The organism is Bradyrhizobium sp. USDA 4451 (assembly GCF_054822585.1).
The window spans coordinates 2,730,011-2,750,515 of sequence record NZ_JBTRCH010000001.1; the positions used below are offsets into that span (position 1 = coordinate 2,730,011).

Annotated in this window: 14 protein-coding genes; 7 read left to right on the forward strand and 7 right to left on the reverse strand. The window is 64.2% G+C overall.

The annotated features are described in order from the left end of the window. Positions 1-3: 3 nt before the first annotated feature. Complete coding sequence (locus ACVMB0_RS12605; protein WP_461346437.1) at positions 4-615, reverse strand: prepilin peptidase; 612 nt, start codon at positions 613-615, stop codon at positions 4-6. A gap of 125 nt (positions 616-740) precedes the next feature. Here ACVMB0_RS12605 and ACVMB0_RS12610 point away from each other — a divergent pair, with 125 nt between their 5' ends. The 4 genes from ACVMB0_RS12610 to ACVMB0_RS12625 all read left to right on the forward strand — a co-directional run bounded on the left by ACVMB0_RS12610 (position 741) and on the right by ACVMB0_RS12625 (position 5,933). Then, positions 741-1,526: an EfeM/EfeO family lipoprotein gene (locus tag ACVMB0_RS12610; protein ID WP_456750468.1), complete on the forward strand. Its 786-nt coding sequence runs from the start codon at positions 741-743 to the stop codon at positions 1,524-1,526. Beyond that, positions 1,523-2,899, forward strand: a complete 1,377-nt coding sequence (locus tag ACVMB0_RS12615) for a cytochrome c peroxidase (RefSeq protein ID WP_461346438.1) — start codon at positions 1,523-1,525, stop codon at positions 2,897-2,899. Before ACVMB0_RS12610 ends, ACVMB0_RS12615 begins: the two co-directional genes overlap by 4 nt. 189 nt (positions 2,900-3,088) lie before the next feature. Further along, on the forward strand, positions 3,089-5,140 hold the full coding sequence (locus tag ACVMB0_RS12620; protein WP_461349642.1) for an alkaline phosphatase family protein: 2,052 nt from the start codon (positions 3,089-3,091) through the stop codon (positions 5,138-5,140). A gap of 121 nt (positions 5,141-5,261) precedes the next feature. Next, positions 5,262-5,933, forward strand: a complete 672-nt coding sequence (locus ACVMB0_RS12625) for a hypothetical protein (RefSeq protein ID WP_461346439.1) — start codon at positions 5,262-5,264, stop codon at positions 5,931-5,933. Between the two features lie 12 nt (positions 5,934-5,945). Here ACVMB0_RS12625 and ACVMB0_RS12630 read toward each other — a convergent pair whose 3' ends face one another. Both ACVMB0_RS12630 and ACVMB0_RS12635 read right to left on the reverse strand, forming a co-directional pair. Beyond that, the gene (locus ACVMB0_RS12630; RefSeq protein ID WP_461346440.1) at positions 5,946-6,791 is read right to left on the reverse strand and encodes a cytochrome c peroxidase; all 846 of its coding nucleotides are present in this window, start codon (positions 6,789-6,791) and stop codon (positions 5,946-5,948) included. 43 nt (positions 6,792-6,834) lie between these two features. Continuing rightward, entirely contained in the window at positions 6,835-7,536 is a 702-nt protein-coding gene (locus ACVMB0_RS12635) for a hypothetical protein (protein WP_461346441.1), read from the reverse strand. Between the two features lie 144 nt (positions 7,537-7,680). Between ACVMB0_RS12635 and ACVMB0_RS12640 the strand changes: the two genes are divergently transcribed. After that, complete coding sequence (locus ACVMB0_RS12640) at positions 7,681-9,450, forward strand: alkaline phosphatase family protein (RefSeq protein WP_461346442.1); 1,770 nt, start codon at positions 7,681-7,683, stop codon at positions 9,448-9,450. Between the two features lie 79 nt (positions 9,451-9,529). On the opposite strand, the gene ACVMB0_RS12645 is transcribed toward ACVMB0_RS12640, so the two are convergent. Then, a complete protein-coding gene (locus tag ACVMB0_RS12645; RefSeq protein WP_461346443.1) occupies positions 9,530-15,262 on the reverse strand; it encodes a DUF5801 repeats-in-toxin domain-containing protein in 5,733 nt (1,910 codons plus the stop codon). A gap of 478 nt (positions 15,263-15,740) precedes the next feature. On the opposite strand from ACVMB0_RS12645, the gene ACVMB0_RS12650 reads away from it, so the two are divergent. Together ACVMB0_RS12650 and ACVMB0_RS12655 are read left to right on the forward strand one after the other, a co-directional pair. Next, the gene (locus ACVMB0_RS12650) at positions 15,741-16,397 is read left to right on the forward strand and encodes a FecR family protein (protein ID WP_456750461.1); all 657 of its coding nucleotides are present in this window, start codon (positions 15,741-15,743) and stop codon (positions 16,395-16,397) included. A 74-nt stretch (positions 16,398-16,471) separates the two neighbouring features. Further along, complete coding sequence (locus ACVMB0_RS12655; protein ID WP_461346444.1) at positions 16,472-17,338, forward strand: tetratricopeptide repeat protein; 867 nt, start codon at positions 16,472-16,474, stop codon at positions 17,336-17,338. A 47-nt stretch (positions 17,339-17,385) separates the two neighbouring features. On the opposite strand, the gene ACVMB0_RS12660 is transcribed toward ACVMB0_RS12655, so the two are convergent. The 3 genes from ACVMB0_RS12660 to ACVMB0_RS12670 are packed head-to-tail and all read right to left on the reverse strand — an operon-like array spanning position 17,386 to position 20,503. Beyond that, positions 17,386-18,252: an efflux RND transporter periplasmic adaptor subunit gene (locus ACVMB0_RS12660; RefSeq protein WP_456750459.1), complete on the reverse strand. Its 867-nt coding sequence runs from the start codon at positions 18,250-18,252 to the stop codon at positions 17,386-17,388. Further along, positions 18,249-18,455, reverse strand: coding sequence for a DUF1656 domain-containing protein (locus ACVMB0_RS12665; RefSeq protein WP_461346445.1), 207 nt, complete (start codon positions 18,453-18,455; stop codon positions 18,249-18,251). Before ACVMB0_RS12665 ends, ACVMB0_RS12660 begins: the two co-directional genes overlap by 4 nt. Beyond that, entirely contained in the window at positions 18,452-20,503 is a 2,052-nt protein-coding gene (locus tag ACVMB0_RS12670; RefSeq protein WP_461346446.1) for an FUSC family protein, read from the reverse strand. The genes ACVMB0_RS12665 and ACVMB0_RS12670 overlap by 4 nt, the downstream gene beginning before the upstream one ends. Positions 20,504-20,505: the final 2 nt, after the last annotated feature.

Genomic DNA, 20,505 nt, shown 5'->3' on the forward strand with positions numbered 1-20,505 from the left:
GCGCTAGGTCGCCAACCCGAGCCAGTTCTGAAGGGCTGGCGTCAGAAGAAGCCCGAGCGCAAGGAACGGACCGAACGGAATCGAGGTCTGGCGCTTCATTTCACGTCCCGCAAGTTGCAAGCCGCCGGCAACGCCAAGGGCCGCGAGCGCCGCGATCAGCAGCAGCGTCGGAATGCCTAAGGCACCGACCCAGATCGTCGCGGCGGCGAGAAACTTGACGTCGCCCAGTCCCAAGCCGTCCACGTGCCGTAGGACGAAGTAAAGCCGCTGCAATAGAAAGAACAGGACGCCGACGAGGACGGCGATCCCAAGCGCGCTGAAGGCGGCTGTCGTGCTGTCCGTGATGACGACGTTCGCCAGCCCGAGCGCCGCGATCGCAAGGTTCAGCCAATTGGGAATGATGCCGTGGCGCAGATCGATCAGCGCCACGGCACAGCAGAGCAGGCAAAGCGCGCCGTAAGATCCGATGAAATAAAGAGCTTCGCGATCGATCTGCATGGTGGGGGACAAGTGTGACGCGTGCCGGCCCTGTGTTGCAACAATGCGCGCGCGTTGAACAGCATTTTCAATCGACCAATCATCCCGCGATGTTTTTTGCGCGATTGTGATCGTCAACAACGATCGCAAAGCAGAAAAGGTGCGACAAAAAGTCTGCGCTGTCACAAATCCGCAGTGGATACCGACAATAGTTCGCTCCGCTACGTGCCGCGAGCCCTTCGCGGCCGATGAGTGGGTTGGCTATGTACATGATGCGAGTGGCGGCGTGCCTGGCTTTGCTGGCAGCGTCGGCAGGCGTGCGCGCCGCGAAAGCGGGCGCTCTCGAGGACGGCGCCGAGCGCTATCGGCCGTATCTGATCGAGGGCGTCGCCAGCGCGCTGGCGGGCGCGCGTGCGTTGCGCGAGCGCGCCGCTGCGGCGGATCTGCCCGGTGCGAAGAAGGCCTGGCTGTCGGCGCGCGCCGGCTGGGAGCGCTCGGAAGTATTCACCGCGGGCTTCGTGCCCGAGCTCGATGCGCAGATCGACGCCTGGCCGAACGCAGACACTGGGTTCCACGCCATCGAGGCGAAGCTGTTCGGCGCCGGCAGCACCGAGGTAGCCACCGATGCGGCCGGCCTCGTCGAGCACCTCAACGATTTGCACGGCAAGCTCAGGGATATCAAGCTGACGCCGCAAGGGCTGCTGGATGGCACGGTGCGGCTCGCCTATGAGGTCGGCGAGAGCAAGGCGGATGGCGGCGAGTCGCGCATCAGCGGCACCTCGCTGGACGACATGCGCAACAACATCGCCGGCATCGACTTCGCGTACCACACGATCTTCTCCGCCGCGCTCAACACCGTCGACGGCAAGCTCGACGAGATGGTGACCAACCGGATCGAGCAGCTCGAGGCGATCGTCGCGACGCCCGATCTGCCGCATGTCAACATCGCCGATCTGCGCCAGACCAGCGAGGAGCTGGTCGTCGCATTGCAGAGCGCGTCCGCAAAACTCGGGCTGCAGCGCCCGACCCTGGAGGCGCAGGCGCGATGAGATCGCTTCACCTGCGTCTGGCTGCGCTGCTCTCCGGTGCCTTCGCCCTTGCGCTGCTCGGGCGTGCGGCGGCGTTTCCGGTCGACGGTGACAAGACCGTGCTGCCGGTGGCGACCGAGCTGAACGAGGATGCGCTCGACAAGCCGCGCGAGGTGTTCCAGTCCGAGCGGACCGGCGCCAAGTCGTATCTGGTCAATCTCGGCGATCTCGCGTTCAATTCGCCCGGGCTGCTCGGCGAGGTGGCGCGACAGGCGGGCGTGAGCTGTGGCACCTGCCACGTCAATGGCGCGAACAACGCCAAGTTCTTCATGCCGAAGATGTCGAGCCGGCCCGGCACGTTCGACACCACGGGTCCCCTGTTCAATCCGAAGGCCAACAACCTGGCGTTCGATCCGGTGCGGATCCCGAGCCTGCGCGGCGCCCGCTATCTGGCGCCCTACGGCGCCGATGGCCGCTTCGCCTCGCTGCGCGAATTCGTCCACAACGTCATCACCAATGAGTTCGCGGGTCCCGAGCCGTCGCCGGCAACGCTCGATGCCATCGTGGCCTATCTCCACGACATCGACTTCCTGCCCAATCCGAGCCTCGGTCCGGCCGGGCGGCTGGCCGGCAAGATCACCGACGCCGAGCGTCGCGGCGAAGCGTTGTTCGCAAAGCCGTTCCCGCACGATGCGGCGCTGAGCTGCGCGGGGTGCCATGTTCCATCGTCCGGCTTCGTCGATCACCAGCAGCATGACGTCGGGTCGGGCGGCCTGTTCAAGACGCCGACGCTGCGCAACGCCGACTTCAACGCGCCGTATTTCCACGACGGCCGGTTCGATAATTACAATCAGGTCGTCGATTATTTCGACCGGACCTTTCAGCTCGAGCTCTCGGCGCAGGACAAGGGCGACCTCGTCGCCTACCTCACGGCGGTCGGCGATGGCGTGCAGCCCTACGAGCGCGACGGAGCCGGTGCGACGCTGAAGGAGATCAACGATTTCTCGTCGGTGCTCGCGACCGCGATTCCTGCCGGCGACAAGGACGTCGTCGCGCTTGCGGTCGACACGATCGGGCGCGAACTGCGCGAGTTGACCGAGCAATATCCCGACCGCAAGAATACCAGCGTATCCGGCGGCGAGCAGCAGCGCGTGCTCGCGCGCAACGGTCTCAAGGAGCTCGTGCTGACGCTGCGGCGCATCGAGATGGCGGTTGCTGCGGGACGCAACGCCGATGCTGCGAACGAGTTCAGGAACTATCGCAACCTGATGGCCGCTGCGGTGCCGGCGCTCCTGGCGAGCGCCGAGCCGTGGTCGCTGTTCAATCAGGATGTGCATGACCAGCATTATGCTGCGCTTCGCCAGGTGATGCGCTCCAAGCATGTTGCGCACTGATCGTTTTGAGCTTCGGTTGAAGTGTAGAATCGTGCAGAAGCTGCGCGCGTTGCAGATGTCTCCACAGAAAATCTTTGAATGTTTCGAAATTTCTCGTGCGCTTTCACGTAAGCGAAAATCATGCGTCATACTGCCGCACTAAGCAGGGTGCGTTGCTAACCGCAAAACACCCTGAGGTCGACAATGAGTTTGAATTACAAAAAGCACTGGCGAACCAGCACCGCGCTCTGCATCGCGTCAACGGTACTCGTCGCAACGGCCGCATATGCCGCGCACTATCCGGGCGGTCGCAGTGATTGGGACAAGCGTTCGCATCACACCAATCAGGCGCACGAAGAGGGCAATCGTGCGAAGCATGAGGACCATGGCCATCATGGCGACGGCGATCACGGCGTGAAGACCGCGTCGCCGATCAAGCACGTCATCATTCTGATCGGTGAGAACCGCGGCCTCGATCACACCTTCGGTGTGTACAAGCCGAAGGGCAAGGGGCAGACCATCTCCAACCTGTTGTCGAAGAGCATCGTCAACGAGGATGGAACGCCGGGACCGAACTTCGCGCAGGCGCAGCAGTATTCGGTCGCGGGCCAGACCGCCTACTATATCGGCGCGCCTGTGATCTCGAAGTCGCCCTACAACGCGACCAATTTGATGCCGCAGCCGAACACCAACGGCACGCCGACCGCGCAGAGCGACACGTCGCCTCCGTTCAAGACGATCGCCGAGGCCAGCGTCGAGAAGGACATGGACCCGGCCGATCTCGATATCCTCACCACCGGCTTCAGCGGCCTGCCGACCGGTGTGCTCGATACCCGCGTTCCCGGCGCCGGCGGCCTGAACGGACCGTTCCCGCTGCAGGGCGAGCAGATCAGCGACGACGACTACACCGGCGACTCGACGCATCGCTTCTACCAGGACTGGCAGCAGGAAGATTGCAGCGCCGCCAACGCCACCAAGAAGAACAATTCGGGCTGCTTGAACGATTTGTTCCCGTTCGTGATGGCGACCTACTCGTCGTCCAACAAGAGCATGGCCAACTCGATGGGCTTCTATAATGCCCAGCAGGGTCAGGCTCCGGTCCTGAAGATGCTGGCCGACCGCTTTACCCTGAGCGACAACTTCCACCAGTCGTTCCACGGCGGCACCGGCGCGAACCACTTCATGCTCGGCACCGGCGACGCGGAGTTCTGGAGCGACGGCAAGGGCAACCCGGTGACGCCGCCGGCCGCCCTGATCGCCAACCCGAATCCGGTCGCGGGCTCGGTCAACCGCTACACCGTCGACGGCAATTGGAGCAATTGCTCCGACGTGTTCCAGCCCGGCGTGAAGCCGATCGTCACCTACCTCAACAACCTGCCGTACGCGGCGGAGCCGAACTGCAAGCCGAACCACTACTACATGCTCAACAACGTCAATCCGGGCTATCTGCCGAACGGTGCGCTGTCGGGTGGCAACAACGTGCCGCCGTCGTCGGTTCGCACGATCGGCGATGCGCTGATGGAGAAGAACATTTCCTGGGCGTTCTATGGTGGTGCGTTCAACGACGCCGTGGCGCTTTCCAACGCCGCGGTTGCGGCCAATCCGTCGAACCCGAACCTCAGCGCCGCTGCGGTCGCCGATCCGGCGCACGCGCTCGGCGTGGCCTACTGCCAGATCTGCAATCCGTTCCAGTATGCGACCTCGATCATGGCCAACCCGGCCGTGCGTCAGGCTCACATGAAGGATACTGCCGATCTGATCACGGCGATCCAGGGCAACACGCTGCCTGCGGTGTCGTTCGGCAAGCCGGACGGTCTGCTCGACGGTCATCCGCAGAGCTCGAAGGTTGATCTGTTCGAGGCCTATGTCCTGAACGTGCTCAACGCGCTGGAGAACAACCCGGAGCTGAAGGCGGAAACCGCTGTCTTCATCACCTGGGACGAGGCCGGCGGCTACTGGGACTCGGGCTACACGCAGTCGATCGACTTCTTCGGCGACGGGCCGCGCATCCCGACCCTGATCCTTTCGCCCTATTCGACGGGCGGCAAGGTCAACCACAACTACGCCGACCACGTCTCGCTGCTGAAGTTCATCGAGCGCAACTGGGGTCTCCAGCCGCTGACGAACCGCAGCCGCGACAACCTGCCGAACCCGAGCTACGCGAAGAACAACGAGTACGTTCCGACCAACAGCCCGGCGCTGTCTGATCTGTTCGACGCGTTCGACTTCAGCAAGCCGGTCACGTTGTCCTACACCGAGTGATCGAGCGCTCGTCCACAACGAGCACTTGATCCGAATCTAGGCCGGCGCCGATCGAACCGATGGTTCGGTCGGCGCCGTCATGTTCTGCCCATCGACCACCCGATCGACCGGAAAACGTCAGATGAAGCGTCACGCGAAGCCGAGAGCGGCAGCCGGCCTGCTTGCGATGTCCATTCTGGCGAATGCCGCGACGCAGGCCGTGGCGCAGCAGTTTTCCGCCGACCTCGTTGCCAGGAAAGACGATGCGGCAACCACCGTGGGAGCTTTACGGGTGCTGGACGGACGGGTGCGACTGGAGACCAGCGCGCTGCCGGACGGCTTCTTCCTGGTCGATGCGGCTAAGCCGGCGGCGGTTTTCGTCCGTCCCGGCGCGCATGTTTTCATGGACGCGAGGCAGTCCAGCCCGTTGACAGGGATGTTCGTTGCGGTCGATCCGGACGATCCCTGCCGGCAATGGCAGGCGATCGCGCAACTGGCTGCGCCGGTCGATCCCGCCGCGTGGCATTGCCAACGCGACGGTGCGGAAGCAGTCAGCGGCCGCAACATGGAGATCTATCGGATCACGGCGCCGTCCGGTGCCGGCTTTGTCGGCTGGATCGACCGCGCGCGCCGGTTTACGGTGCGGATCAGGACCGCGGATGGGACCGTGATCGCCGCCGAGCACATCCGCGACGAGCCGCAGCCGGCGCAGGCCTTCGAAATCCCGGCAGGTCTGCGCAAGTTCGATCCGCAGGCGCTGATCCGCAGGATCCAGCAGAGCGATGTGTGGGTCGCGCCGCCGGCCTCGCAGTGAGCATGCGCTGCGTCACTGCGATTGCTGGCTGGTCGCCGGCAGCAACCGGCCGAGTGCGGAGTAGTGCGACTGATGCACGTTGCCGTTGAACAGCGACCAGGGCTCGGCCTTTTTCAGGGCGACGGGAACGTCGAAATTCACCAGCTGGGCAAACCTGCGATATTCGGCCATCGCTTCGTCGGTATGGCCGGCCGTGACCTCGAGATCGATGCGGCGCAGGGTGAGGACGAGATCCTTGAGGATCGCACGCGCCGCCAGCCGCTCGTCCTTGCCGCCGACCGTCGCGTTCCTGATGTCGGGGATATGCTCGGTCAATTCGCGCAGCTCGGCGCCGACCCCGGTCACGGCCAGTGACACCACCGCGGTATCGGCGGCCGCGATCGCGACCTCGAGCACGCTCGAGAGCTCGAGCACTTCCTTCATCCGGAGCACGACGCCGTCCTTGTCGAAGGGGCGTTCGCCGTCGCCGACCGCATTGAGATAGGCCACGAGGTCCTGCGTGTCCTGGGCCGACAGCTCGAGGTCGAAAATCCGGTCGAAATGCTCGACCACCTGTTCGTAAGTGTCGTAGCGGCCGTCGTGGAAGTAGGGCGCATTGAAATTGGCGTTCAGCAAAGTGGGGGTCTTGACCAGTCCGCCAGAGCCTATGTCGTGACGCAGCTGGTCGCTGAAGGTGCTCGCGGGCATATGACAGCCGGCGCAGCTCAGCTCGGCCTGCTTCGGGAACGGCTTGAAGAACAACTGCTCCCCGCGCCGTTCCTCGACACTGGCCTGCGTGCCGAGCCTGCCGCCGGGCGCAAGCCTTGGATTGGGCAGGAAATCGATGTCGTTGATATAGGCGACAAGGCCGTCGAGCACCTGGTCGCTCGGCTTCGGGCCGGAAAATTCATTGACGATGACATTATATACGAACTCGCGCAGCGAGGTGATGCGCCCGTCGTGCCCGTAGGGGGCGAGGAGGCGGGCGCCCCGCAGGCTCGGAATCCTGACCGGATCGAGGATGCTGTTGAATGTCTTCGCGTTGAAGATCAGGCTTGAGGTGTCGAACGTGCCCGGGCGGGAGGATGCCGCCCGGAACGAACAGTTTCGGGTTCGATGCGCCGTTGACGTGGCAGGTGCCGCAGCTCATCTCGGCCTGGCGCGCCTTGCCGCCCAGGATGGCGGGCGAGTTGAAGGCAAGATCGCCGAGATTGACCAGATAGGACTTTCGCCCGCCCATCGCTTCCGAATGAAACAGCTCGCGCGGCCGCGCCAGCGCGTCTTCGGACAATTCGGTGCCGGCCGGCAGCACGGTCTGGTCGCCGCCGAGCGGGAAGGCTATCGCGCGCAACGGAAGCAGGGCAACGACGAGTGCCAGCAACACGATACGTGCCGGTCTCGCGCGATCGGCGGACGTGTCGCGACATCTTCCGAACTCGGACGCCAGAATATCCCAAGCCATTGCGAGATGATGCCCTCCGTCACAATGCATATGCGCCGCCGCGTGCCGGAAGATGTCACGCGTGTGACAGTTTCCTGTCGGCAGGATCAATGACCGTCTGATTGGATAGACGATTGTTGATTGCGGTTTGATGACGGCAACCAAGTAGAAACCGATCTGCACATCTCATCCGGCAAAAACTCTATCGGCGCGAAAGCGCTCCAATGATGCGTTTGTGCGGGCGTCGAAAAACGGTCATCCCAGCGAAATGTGTTTTGCATAGCGTGTAATTCCATTTCTATTTCTTTCTGAAATCAGGAGAGCACTATGCGGCTTTGGGGAGCCATTCCGGCGCTCGCGATTGTTGCTGGCGCCGTTGCCATCTCGCCGGTGGCAAACGCCGAGAATTTGGTCGAAAAGATCGTTGATGAGTTCAAGCACGAGGTGCGGGACGAATTGCGTGACCTGCGCGACCGCGGCCATGAAGGTGTGCATCAGTACAAGCACATCGTCGTCATCTACCAGGAAAACCACAGCTTCGATAACCTCTACGGGCACTGGGGCGATGTCGGCCGTGACCGGATCAACGGCACCGCCGACGCCGACCAGGCCCATACGCTGCAGGTCCGGCAGGACAATCAGACCGTCTATGCCTGTCTGTTGCAGAACGACGTCAACCTGACCTCGCCGTCGCCGCAGCCGACCACCTGCACCGACAACACCGGCTCGGTCGCGATCCTCAGCGCCTTCAAGAACAAGCCGTTCGAGATCAACGAGTTCATCCCGACCTCGGCGACCACCTGTCCGAAGCCGCTCGGCGCTTTCGCGGCGCACGGCTTCCTCAACGGCACCGGCGCGCCCGGCGGCTGCACCGAGGACATCGTGCACCGCTTCTACAGCGAGCAGTATCAGCTCAATGGCGGCCGGCAGAACCGCTACATGACCGGCAGCGATGCTGCGGGCCTGGTGATGGGCTATTACGACACCAAGAAGCTGCCGATCTACACCTATCTCCACGGCCACGGCGCGCCGAACTACGTCATCGCCGACAGCTTCTTCCAGGGCGCGTTCGGCGGTTCGTTCCTCAACCACCAGTTCCTGGTCGCGGCCGCGGCGCCGCAGTTCGTCGGCGCCTTGAACGACGGCAGCGCCAACGACTTCCACTCGATCGTCGACGCCAACGGCATGCCGACCAGCACGCCGCTCTATACTCCGCTCTCGACCGTGAAAGATGCGCAGCTGACCGCCAAGTGCAACCAGACCGGTCTGCCGGCCGGCCTCGCCTGCGGCGACTACGCGGTCAACACCACGCAGCCGACCTATCAGCCCTATTCGCCGGGTACCCCCGACATCAAGCGCCTGCCGCCGCTGCACACGCCGAATATCGGCGATCGGCTGTCGGCCAAGCATGTTGATTGGGCCTGGTATTCCGGCGGCTGGTCGAACGCCAACGGTGACGTCGGCGCCTCCGGCTGGACCAACGGCAACGGAACCACCTGCACCGATCCGAACCATGTCTCCACCGCAGTGTTCCCGAACTGCCCCGACGTGGACTTCCAGTATCACCATCAGGCGTTCAACTACTTCGCCAACTATGCGCCAGGCACGCAGGCCCGCAGGGACCACCTGAAGGACGAGGCGGAGTTCATTCAGGCGGCCAAGAACGGCCGGCTCAAGCAGGTCAGCTTCATCAAGCCGATCGGCGAGGAGAACGAGCATCCCGGCTACACCAGCGAGTCCGAAGGCAGCCAGCATCTCGTCGATCTCGTCAAGGCGATCGTCGAGGGGCCTGACGGCAAGGACACGCTGATCGTCATCACCTATGACGAGTTCGGGGGCCAGTGGGATCACGTCCCGCCGCCGCCGCACAACCGTCATGGCGCCGAAGCCAGGGCTGCGGACCAGTGGGGCCCGGGCACCCGCATTCCGGCGCTGCTGATCGCCAAGCGCTTCAACAAGTCGGGCGTCGCGCATGAGGACTTCGACACCACGTCGATCCTCAGGATGCTCGAGAAGCGCTTCGATCTGGAGCCGCTGGTGACGCGCCCGACGCGCAGCCTCTCAGCGGCGCTGAAGGCCGGCGAGGGCTGGCACTGATACGAGACCAGTCTCGAGACAAAATCCCGGCCCGCGCCAACGTTTGGCGCGGGCCAGAACCTTCACCAGGCTTCAGGGCCTACAAAATCAGATCGTGCTGCACGTGCGTAACCGGGTCTGAAATGATGCTGCTGCCCATGGCAGCAAAGATCGGCGCGGGCGCCGCGGTCGTGGCGCCCAGAATATCGACCTGAAGGTTGGTCGCAGCCGAATCGCCGTCCCTGTCGGTGGCGAGCACGTCGAACAGCAGATCGGTGCTCGGAATGGTCGTCTTCTCGTTATAGGTGATGTTGTTGATCGCGAAGGTGGCGTTGCCGCTTGCCGCCTGATCGTAGTCGATCTGGACCTTGTTGAACTCCTTGCCGACATAGAGCGTGTAGGTCGATGTCGCGACGTCGAAGGTCGACGTGTTGATCAGCGAGCTGTCCGACGTTTCCTGCACGAAGACGGTGGCGTTGCCGCTATGTGGCTTTGGAATGTCGATGCTGAAGTCGTGCACGTCGGAGCTGCCGTCGAGCACCTTGAAGACCACGCCTGCCGTGCCGTTGCCTTGCCACTGGGTCAGCATGAAGCTGATCTGCGGCTCCTCGTTGGAGAATGCGAGGTTCAACTGCTCGTTGGGATCCATGCTCAGCCCGGTGTCGCCGACCGCAATGCCATTGCTCGACGCCTTGACATCGATCGGATGACCGCCGTTGTCGGATCCGGTGATGACGAGCACTCCATCCGGAGCCGTCAGCGACGGCGTGCCGCCGCCCGAGGCGCCGAACGTGGAGCCCGCTACGGTCACCTGCTTCAGCACATCGACGCTCTCGAGATTAAAGGAGAAGGTCCCGTCCGGATCGATCAGCAGCTTGAAGTAGGGATCGGCCAGCGTGCCGCCGGAGTCCGAAAGGTAGGCGTCCATCTCGACGCCGCCGCTCACCACATGGGTGGTATAGTAGAAACTATAGTCATCGCCGTTTCCGGTGACATGCACCGAGGTGATGCCGCCGCCGAGGCTTGAGGTGGCCAGATTGTAGCCGGTGGCGCCGACCGCGCCGTTGTGGACCGCAACGGACATTCCGGCGTCGCCATCCGCGCCAAAATTGATGCTGTAAGTGCCATTGACGGTCTGGTTGTCCTGAGCGGCGATGTCGGTGTCCGGGAAGCCGCCAATCGACGGCCCGTCGTCGGCGATCGTCAGCTGCTTGCCGAGATCGAAGCTCGCGCTCTGGAAGTCGCCGTCCTTGTCGGTGACGGTCGCAACCAGGTTGACGGTTCCGGCGTTCAGCGCGACGGCCTCGCCGGTGTCGGGGGCGGTGCCGAGCGGTTGCGTCACCGGGCGATACTCGGTGAAGGTCACGGAACCCGTCGCCGGGTCAACTTCGATGGTGAATGCCAGCGTACCGGTGGTCGAGCCGACATGTCCTTCGATCGTGTCGCCGTTCAAAACCAGTATGTCGGCGAAACCGGTGTGCGAGTCGATCAGGCCGGAGGCGGTGCCGTTGCCGCCGGTGATCGTCAATGCGTAGCCGATGGATGCACCATCCGCGCCTTGAACAGCGGAGAATGCCGTCGAAAAGTCGGCTGACGTCGTCGTCAGCGACGCGTTCGGCGCCGAACCGGCCGTGTTGTCGTCGAACGCTGTGGCCGTCAGGTGTGTCTCGCTCAGCGTCAGCGACGGCGTGGTCCCGCTCAGCGTGATGCTCGGGCCGTCGTCGGTGATGGTCAGCTGCTTGCCGAGGTCGAGGCTCGCGCTCTGGAAGTCGCCGTCCTTGTCGGTGATCGTCGCTGTCAGGCTGACGATCCCGCCGGCGAGCGTGACGCCTTCGCCGTGATCCGGATCGGTGCCAAGCGGCTGTGTCACTGCCCGGTACTCGGTGAAGGTGACGCGCCCGGTCACCGGATCAACCGTGATGATGAACGCCAGCGTGCCGGTGGTGGCGCCGACATGGCCCTCGATGGTGTTGCTGTTCAGGACCAGCACGTCGGCGAGGCCGGTGTGCGAATCGATCAGGCCGGAGGCGGTCCCGTTGCCGCCGGTGATTTTCAGCGCGTACCTGATGGTCGCGCCATCGGCGCCCTGAACCGAGGTGAACGCCGTCGAGAAGTCGGCTGCTGTCGTGGTCTGCGCCGCATTCGGCGCCGAGCCCGCGATGTTGTCGTCGAATGTCGTCGCCGTGAGGTGAGTCTCGCTCAGCGACAGCGCTGGCGTCGTACCCGATGTCCTGATGCTCGGGCCGTCGTCGGTGATCGTGAGTTGCTTGCCGAGATCCAGGCTCGCGCTCTGCGCATTGCCGTCGTTGTCGGTGATCGTCGCCACCAGGTTCACGATTCCGAAGCTGAAACCGGCGGCTTCGCCGGTATCCAGGCTGCTGGCGAGCGGCTGCACCACCGCGCGGTATTCGGTGAACGTCACGCGTCCCGTCGCCGGATTGACCGTGATGGTGAATGCCAGCGTGCCGGTGGTTGTGCCGACATGGCCTTCGATGGTGTTGCCGTTCAGGACCAGCACGTCGGCAAGGCCGGTGTGCGAGTCGATCAGGCCCGAGGCGGTCTCGTTGCCGCCGGTGATGGTCAGCGCGTAGCCGATGGTCGCGCCATTCGCGCCCTGAACCGAGCTGAACGCCGTCGAGAAGTCGGCAAACGTCGTCGTCAGCGCCGCGTTCGGCGCCGAGCCTGCGATATTGTCGTCGAACGCGGTCGCGGTCAGATGCGTCTCGCTGAGCGTCAGCGAGGGGGTGGTGCCATTGGTCGCGATGCTCGGGTTGTCGCCCGTGATCGTGAGCTGCTGGCCAAGATCGATGTGGGCGATCTGGAAATCGCCATCCTTGTCGGTGATGGTGGCGACCAGGCTTACAATGCCCGCGCCCAACGTGACGCCGCCCTCGGAGCTGGTGCCGGACTGCTTCACCGCGCGGTACTCGGTGAAGGTGACCCGGCCCGTCATCGGATCAAGTGCAATGCTGAACGCCAAGGTGCCGGTGGTCGTGCCGACATGGCCCTCGATGGTGTTGCCGTTCAGGACCAGCACGTCGGCCAGCCCGGTGTGCGAATCGATCAGACCCGACGCCGCGCCGTTGCCGCCCGCGATTGTCAGCGAATAGCGGATTGCGGCACTGTCCGCGCCCTGGACCGAGGTGAAGGCCGTCGAGAAATCGGCAGAGATCGTCGTCAGCGACAGATCCGGAGCCGAACCCGGGATGTTGTCATCCAGCGCCGTTGCTGTCAGATGCGATTCGCTCAGCGTCAGCGATGGCGTCGTCCCGCTGGTGGCAATCGTCGGGCCGTCGTCGCTGATGCTCAGCCGGATGCCGAGATCGAGGCTCGCGCTTTGGAAGTCGCCATCCCTGTCGGTGATGGTTGCAATCAGGCTGACCACTCCGGCAGATAGCCCGATGGCCTCGCCGCCGTCCGGGTCGGTGCCGAACGGCTGTTTCACCGGCCGGTACTCGGTAAAAGTCACCCGCCCGGTCGCCGGATCGAGCGTGATGGCGAATGCCAGCGTGCCGGCGGTGCCGCCGACCCGGCCTTCGATCGTGTTGCCGTTCAGGACCAGCACGTCGGCAAGGCCGGTGTGCGAATCGATCAGGCCCGAGGCGGCGCCGTTGCCGCCGGCGATCGCCAGCGCATACTGGATCGTTGCGCCGTCCGCGCCCTGAACCGAACTGAACGCGGTCGAGAAGTCGGCTGACGTCGTCGTCAGCGACGCGTTGGGTACCGAGCCTGCGATGCCGTCATCCAGCACCGTCGCCGTCAGATGTGTCTCACTCAGCGTCAGCGACGGAGCCGTGGGATTGGTCCTGATGCTCGGCCCGTCGTCGGTGATGGTCAATCTGCTGCCGAGATCGAGCGTCACATCCTGGAATTCGCCGTTCGTCGTGACGATCCCGATCAGGGTGACGACCCCCGTCGCAAGCGTCACGCCTTCGCCGCTGTCCGGGCTGGTGCCGAGCGGCTGTGTCACCGCACGGAATTCGGTAAAGGTCACACGTCCCGTGATCGGATCGAGCGCGATGGTGAATGCCAGTGTGCCGTCGATTGCGCCGACGCGGCCTTCGATGGTGTTGCCGTTCAGAACCAGCAGGTCGGCGAGGCCGGTGTGCGAATCGATCAGTCCGGATGCGGTGCCGTTGCCCCCGGTGATCGTCAGCGCGTAGCTGAGGGTCGTGCCGGTCAAGCCGCTTGCGGTGACGAATGCAGCCGAGAAGTCGGCCGAAACCGTCGTCAGTGCCGCATTCGGCGCCGAGCCCGCGATGTTGTCGTCCAGCGCGGTCGCAGTCAGATGCGTCTCGCTCAGCGTCAGTGACGGCGCCGTCCCGGCCCCGATCAGCGGGCCGTGAATGGTGATCGTGATGACCTGCGGGGTGCCGCCGATCGTGGTGACCGTGAAGCTGTCGGTCAGCACATCACCTACCCCGAGGGCCTGAATCGTGCTGTTGTCGTTGTCGAGCGTGTAGGTCCACACGCCGTCCGTCGTGATCGTGAACGAGCCATAGCCGCCCGCGCTTGTCGTGGGCGTGCTCACCGTCGCGAAAGTGTTGGCGGGATCGTCGACATCGGTATCGGTCAGGAGGCCGTTTGCGATGAGCAGGCTGGGCGAGGCACCGTTGACGCCGACCGCGCCGACCACCGAACCATTGATGACGCCGGAAATGATGGACGCGTCATCGACGCCGACGATCGTGATGTTGAAGCTCTCGCTGGAGATGAGCGTGCCGTCCGAAACCGTGATGACGAAGCTCTGGATCGCGTTGACCTTCAGCGCATTGATCGCATCGTTGTTGGGAACGAAGGTATAAGCGCCGCTCGCGCTGTTGAGGTAGAACGTGCCAAAGGTGCCGACGCTCGAGACGTCGTAGGTCTGCGCGCCCCGCACCATGTTGCTGGCGACGCCGCCGACGACGCCGAAGGTGATTGCGCCGCCGTTGGTGGTGGAGGCGGAGAAGGTCCCGTGCGCGGTGCTGAAATCGTCGAATACCGACGTATCGACCTCGGTCGGCGCCACGCCGAGGTTCAGCTTCGGCGGCTGTGGCGGCGGGTGGTAGATGATGACGTAGGGGAGGACAGTCCCGGGGAGCGGCCCGAGCTGGTTTGGTATCGGCGAGGGGTCCGGGTCGGAAAAATTGATCGGTTGCAGCAGCGGCGACCCATCGTAAGCGGGCATGCCGGAGCCCTTTGCCCACACTCCCTTCGCGTAACCGGCAAGCGCCTCCTGTTGCGCGTTGCGCAAATCCTCCATGTGGGCAGGGCTGTTCGAGACCTGGCTCACGCCGACCGACGAGCCTCTTGTGGTCAGGATGACCGTGACCCCGGGGTCGTCGACGACGATATGCCGCGGGTTCGCCTCTTTCGTCACCAGCTCGAACACGCCGTGGTGCATGTCCTTGTAGGTGATGGTGTCGTCGTCCAGGAAGGTGACGTTGGGCTCGGCGGCCCGGGCGTCCTTCAAGAGCGAGAAGGTCAGCGCGGCGAACGACAGCAGGCTGAAGCCGCTCGCCCTGACGGTGCCAATCGGCGTGTCCGCGGTCAGGATGCCCGACCCGGCCAGCCGGCTGCCGATCAAGCGGAAGATGCTTCTGGTTTTGGCAAACAGGCCCCGATGCGAACTGCTGCCGGAGTCCTGCGCGAAGTCGCCCAATTCCAGCCGGGTGCCCGCTGGCAGATAGAGCATTGCCCCATCGTTCAAGCGGATGTCGACCCGTCCGCCGGCCGCGACCTCGATGGTGTCGCCCTGGCAAACCGGATCGCCGGCCATGGCCAAAACGGCGATGTCGCGCGCACGCACAATGGTGCCGCGACCGATCACCGTATCGACAACGCCAACCACTCGGGGCAGCTGGCCTAAAACGGCCGAGCTCGCGCCCCCGAACGCTACGCCGGACGCGACTAACATTGGCTTTTCGCCTGCTGAACGGTTCAGGCGGTAGGTGCTGCCGTCGTTTTCTTGGTCTGGCTTGCGCTCCCTACGAGGTGAAAAAACCTCGCACCCGCAGCCATAGGCTTGCCCGCCGAAACGTCCTGATTGAAACCAAATTCGGTAGTGAAAAATCGGCTTCCAATGCGGCGGGGAGCCATCGCGGAAACGACAGACCTGCTGTCCATTATCCCGAGTGCAGCCCCACTGAATTTAGTGTATATTTACCAAGTAAATTGTCCACTTATTAATTTTTAATCGAGCCACACCAGGCCCTTAGGCCTGTTTTTGCGACAACTCGTTTGGCAGTAAAGGTCCTGCGGTCCCGGCCTGGCGGTCCAGATCGTCCATCGCGCTGTGACACGGCAAGATCTTCTCAACGGAGGGGATCGTGCGTATCCATTTGATTGTGCAATTGCTTGCAAGCTTCGTTTTGGCGTTTGTGATGCTGACGCCGGGTCCGATGCTGGCGCAAACCGAGCGCGCCCAACCTGCGGTTCAAACGTCCTCGGCGAACTTCATCGGGACGGTGGTGACGGCCACGGGCTCGGTCACGATCGAGCATCCGAGTGCTGTCGTCGTGCAGGCCGCTCTGTCGGATCAGCCGTCGCAGGCCAAGGTTGGCGACCGCATCTATATGGGCGACGTGGTGCAGACCGGGGCCGACGGACGGGTCGGAATCAACTTCACCGACGGCACCTCGTTCAATCTGTCGAGCAACGCCAAGATGGCCATGACCGAGTTCGTCTACGACCCGAACGGCAAGTCGAATTCGACGCTGTTCAAATTGGCCAATGGCACCTTCACCTTTGTCGCCGGCAACATCGCCAAGACCGGCGACATGAAGATCGACACGCCGGCGGCGACGATGGGAATTCGAGGCACCACGCCACGCATCGAAATTTCCGACGATGGAACGGTCAGGTTCGCGACGCTCGTGGAAGAGGGCAAGAGCAAGCTCGTGAGAAAGCCCGCGACACGCGTGACGCCGCAACCCGAACAAAACACCTACCACAGGTTCAATCCCGGTATTTGTCGAGGGTGCTAGGCAAGCAAGGCGTCGGTCTTGTGCGGCTACTCACGGAAATCGGCGGCTCCGCGTCATCAAGACCGGAGCCAGACATGAAGCCTCGTGCGGGTACCGCCGCGGGGGGCGGCTTGGTGGCGCTGCTGCTCCTGCTGTTGCTCGTATCGCCGACGGCCGCGCAGAGTCCGAAGCCAAAGGGCAACTATCTGCAGAATATCGAGTTGTGCAGCGGCCACGATCGCAAGGCGGTCGACGCGCGCATCGTTGCCTGTACGGCGCTGATCGACGCAGCCGAGGACATGACGCCGGTTGGCCTCGCGATCGCCTACAACGATCGCGGCAGCGCCTATGCGGCCAAGGGGGAATACGACCGCGCCATCCGGGATTTCGATCATTCGATCGAGCTCAATCCGAGCTACATCAAGCCGTTCAACAACCGCGGCGTGGCCTATTTGGGGAAGCGCGACTACGATCGCGCGACCAGCGCCTTCGATCAGGCCATCAAGCTCAACCCGAACTACGGCGAGGCCTTCGCCAACCGCGCCGGCGCCTATCTGAAGAAGCATGACTATGCCCGCGCAGCCCAGGACTATGATCAGGCCATTCGTCTCGAGCCGAACCTGGACGGCGTGTGGAACGGACGCTGCTGGAGCCGGGCCATCCTCGGCGCGTTGCAGCAAGCGCTGGAAGATTGCAACAAGGCGCTGCAATCGGGACCGGCCAACGCTGCCACTTATGACTCGCGCGGCCTGGTCTATCTGAAGACCGGCGCGCTGAGCGCGGCGATCGACGACTACAGTTCGGCGCTTCGCGTCGATCCGAAGCTCGCCAGTGCACTCTATGGACGCGGGCTCGCGAAGCTGAAGCAGGGCGATAAGGCCGGCGGCAATAGCGACATCGCAGCCGCCAAGGCAATTCAAGCCGGCATCGGCGACGACTTCAGGCGTTACGGCGTGCAGTAGACGCGCTTGGCGACGGAAGCCACCGCAAGCATGCGCGGCCCGGCCGGCTAGTCCATGATCTCGACCGTCGCCGAACGGCCGGCGACCAGCGCAATGCGATCCGGCAGCTGGTCGAGCGCGATGCGGACGGGCACGCGCTGCGCCAGCCGAACCCAGGTAAAGGTCGGATTGACGTTGGCGAGCAGGTTCGCGCCCTGGCCGCGGTCGCGATCCTCGATGCCGGCCGCAATGCTCTCGACATGTCCGGTGAGCCGGACCGGCTCGCCCATCAGCCGGACCTGCGCCTTGTCGCCGACGTGAATGCGCGCCAGCTTGGTCTCCTCGAAATAGCCTTCGACATGCAGCGTGTCGCTGTCGACCAGCGCCATCACGCCCTTGCCCGCGGAGACGTAGACGCCGGGCCGCAGATCCATGTTGGTGATGGTGCCGTTGACCGACGCGCGCACTTCGCTGCGATCGAGGTTGAGCTGCGCCACGGCGCGATCGGCGACCGCCTGGTCGTAGGCGGCCTTGGCCTGGAGCTGCGTGGCCAGCACCTGCTCCTGCTTCTGCTGCGACACCGCATCGGTTGTCAGCGAGCTGTAGCGTTTGAGATCGGATTCGGCCTGATCCAGCGTCGCGCGATGTCCGGCGACCGCGGCATCGGCCTGCTGCAACGCCAGGGCAAAACGCGCGCGATCGATCCGGAACAGGATATCGCCGCGATGCACCGGCTGGTTGTCCTTGACCAGCACGTCGGTGACGAAGCCGGATACGTCGGGAGCAACCTGAACCACATCGGCGCGCACCCTGCCGTCGCGGGTCCACGGCGATTCCATATAATAGATCCAGAGCGCGCGCGCGACGGCCAGCGCAGCGACGAGCGCGACCGCGGTCAGCGCCACCCGGCCGAGCCAGGCGAAATTCCCCTTCATGGCAGAAACTCCGAGAGATAAACGACGACGCCCAGCAGGCATACGTACAGTGCGAAATTGAACAGCGCGCGGTGCCACACCAGCCGGTACAGCCCGAAGCGCTGCATGATCCGGCTCAACACCGCGCTCAGCGCATAGGCAACGACGAGCCACAGCAGCAGCGCCGGAACCAGGACACCGTAGATGTCGAGTTCATATCTCATGCCGCAAAACTCTCCTCGGGCTGCGATCGATACGCGGGCGCATCCGGAAACAGGCCGCGCCGGATGCCGACGAGGCCGAGCAGCGCATCGTCCCGTGCGCGCTCATTGGGATCCTTGACGACCGCGGTCAGCGCCGCATCGATGCATGATAGAAGTTCGTCCGGCAGTGGCTGGTCCGCATGGGCGCGAAACGCCGCCGCGAGGTTGTCCAGCATGTCGTCGACGGCGTCCACGGTCGATGCGGCGAAACCATAACGGGCGCGCCTGAGGTCGATGATGTTGAGCCCGATGCGCAGCTGGACCAGGCTGTCGGCATCACGGCGGTCGCTCTCGGAGATGAATGCGATGCGCTGGACCAAGAGCCCGAGCCGATGCAGCATCAGGCCGGCAAACTGCGCGCGATCGCCGCGGCCGCGCCGCTCGGCCGCATCCGCGAGCGTCTGCCAGCTCGAAATCATCAGCCGCTTGGCGATCCATTCGGCGCCGACGCCGCGCGCGATCCGCGTCACGATCTCGGCGATGACGACGCCGAGGAAGAAGGCGACGGAGGTGTTGGCGAAACTGGCAAAATCCGCGCTGTAGGTCGATTGCAACGCGAGCAGCGTCGCGGTGTTGGCGGCGAGCGCCATGCCGATCGGCGCGGTTTTCGGCCGCGCGATCAGGAAACCGTACAACAGGAAGGTCGGCGCCAGCGCGGCGATCAGGACCTCGACATGGGAGATGCCCGGCACCAGCGCGAACTGATAGATCGCGACGACGACGATCGCGACCAGCGAAAACAAGCCGAAGGCCCGAATGCTGCGCGCCGGTTCATCCTGCGCGGCGAAGAAGGAGCAGGCGACCGCCGCCATCATCGGTGCCGAGGCGCCATCGGCCCAGCCGGTCGCAATCCACAGGCCGCAGCAGATCAGGATCGCCGCCGCGGCGCCTGCGGCCGACCACAGCGCCATGCCGTGGTCGCGATGACGGGCCGGTGCTGCCCCCGACTCCGGATGGAACGCCAGCGGGACGGTCGAGATATCCCGGCCCGCGGCAATCGCATCGCCCACCGCGCGGCAATCGGCCGAGATGTCGACAAGCTCGCGCAGCCGCAGCAGCAGGCTGATCGTGATGATGCGCTCGCGCGGCGCGAGCCCGTCGAGTGCGGATTGCCGCTCGGCGATCGCAACCCTGATCGGTTCGCTGGATTGCCGCTGGCGGTCCTCGTCCACGATCCATTCGGCGAGATTGCCGAGCAGGCGCCGCAGCTCCGGCTGCCTTTGCAGCGCCGCCTCGCCGAGCGCGACAAGCCGGTCCTCGATCGAGGTGATGATCGGCAACAGCATCAGCATGCGCAGCCGGACTTCACGCAGGCCGCGCACGAGGCCGGCGTCGGCCAGCCGGTCATAGGCGAGATGGGTGGTCAGCGTGTCGAGCTCGACGATGTCGGTCGCAAGGCGCAGGCGTTCGGCCCGGCGGGTCTCGCTGCTGCCGCGATCAAGCAGCACATCGCGGGACAGGCGGCGCGCATCCGACAGCCAGCTCCGGACCCGGCCGCCGACGGCCGGTGCGACGCTGCGGGGAAACACCACGGTCGAGACCAGGCTCGCGCAGATGATGCCGAGCGAGATCTCCTCGACCCGCGCCAGCGCGATATCGAAGATACTGCCCGGGGCGGACACCGACGGAAAGCCGATCAACGCGACAGTGTATCCGGCCAGCATGAAGACATAGCTGCGCGGCGTGCCGTCGAGCAGCGACAGATACAGGCAGAGCCCGACCCAGAGCGCGATCGCGAGGCACAAGAGCTCCGGCGCATCGATCAGGTTCGGCAGCAGCGCGACCGTCATGCTGGCGCCAACCAGGGTGCCGATGACGCGGAAGAACGCTTTCGAGCTGGTCGCGCCGGCCAGCGGCTGCGAGGTGATATAGACCGTCGCCATCGCCCAATAGGGACGCGGCAGATCGATCATCAACGCGATGACGAGCGCCAGCATCGACGCGGCGAACGTCTTCAACGCGAAGATGAGGTCCGCGTGGCGGACCAGGAACGGCTCATCCGCGCGCATGG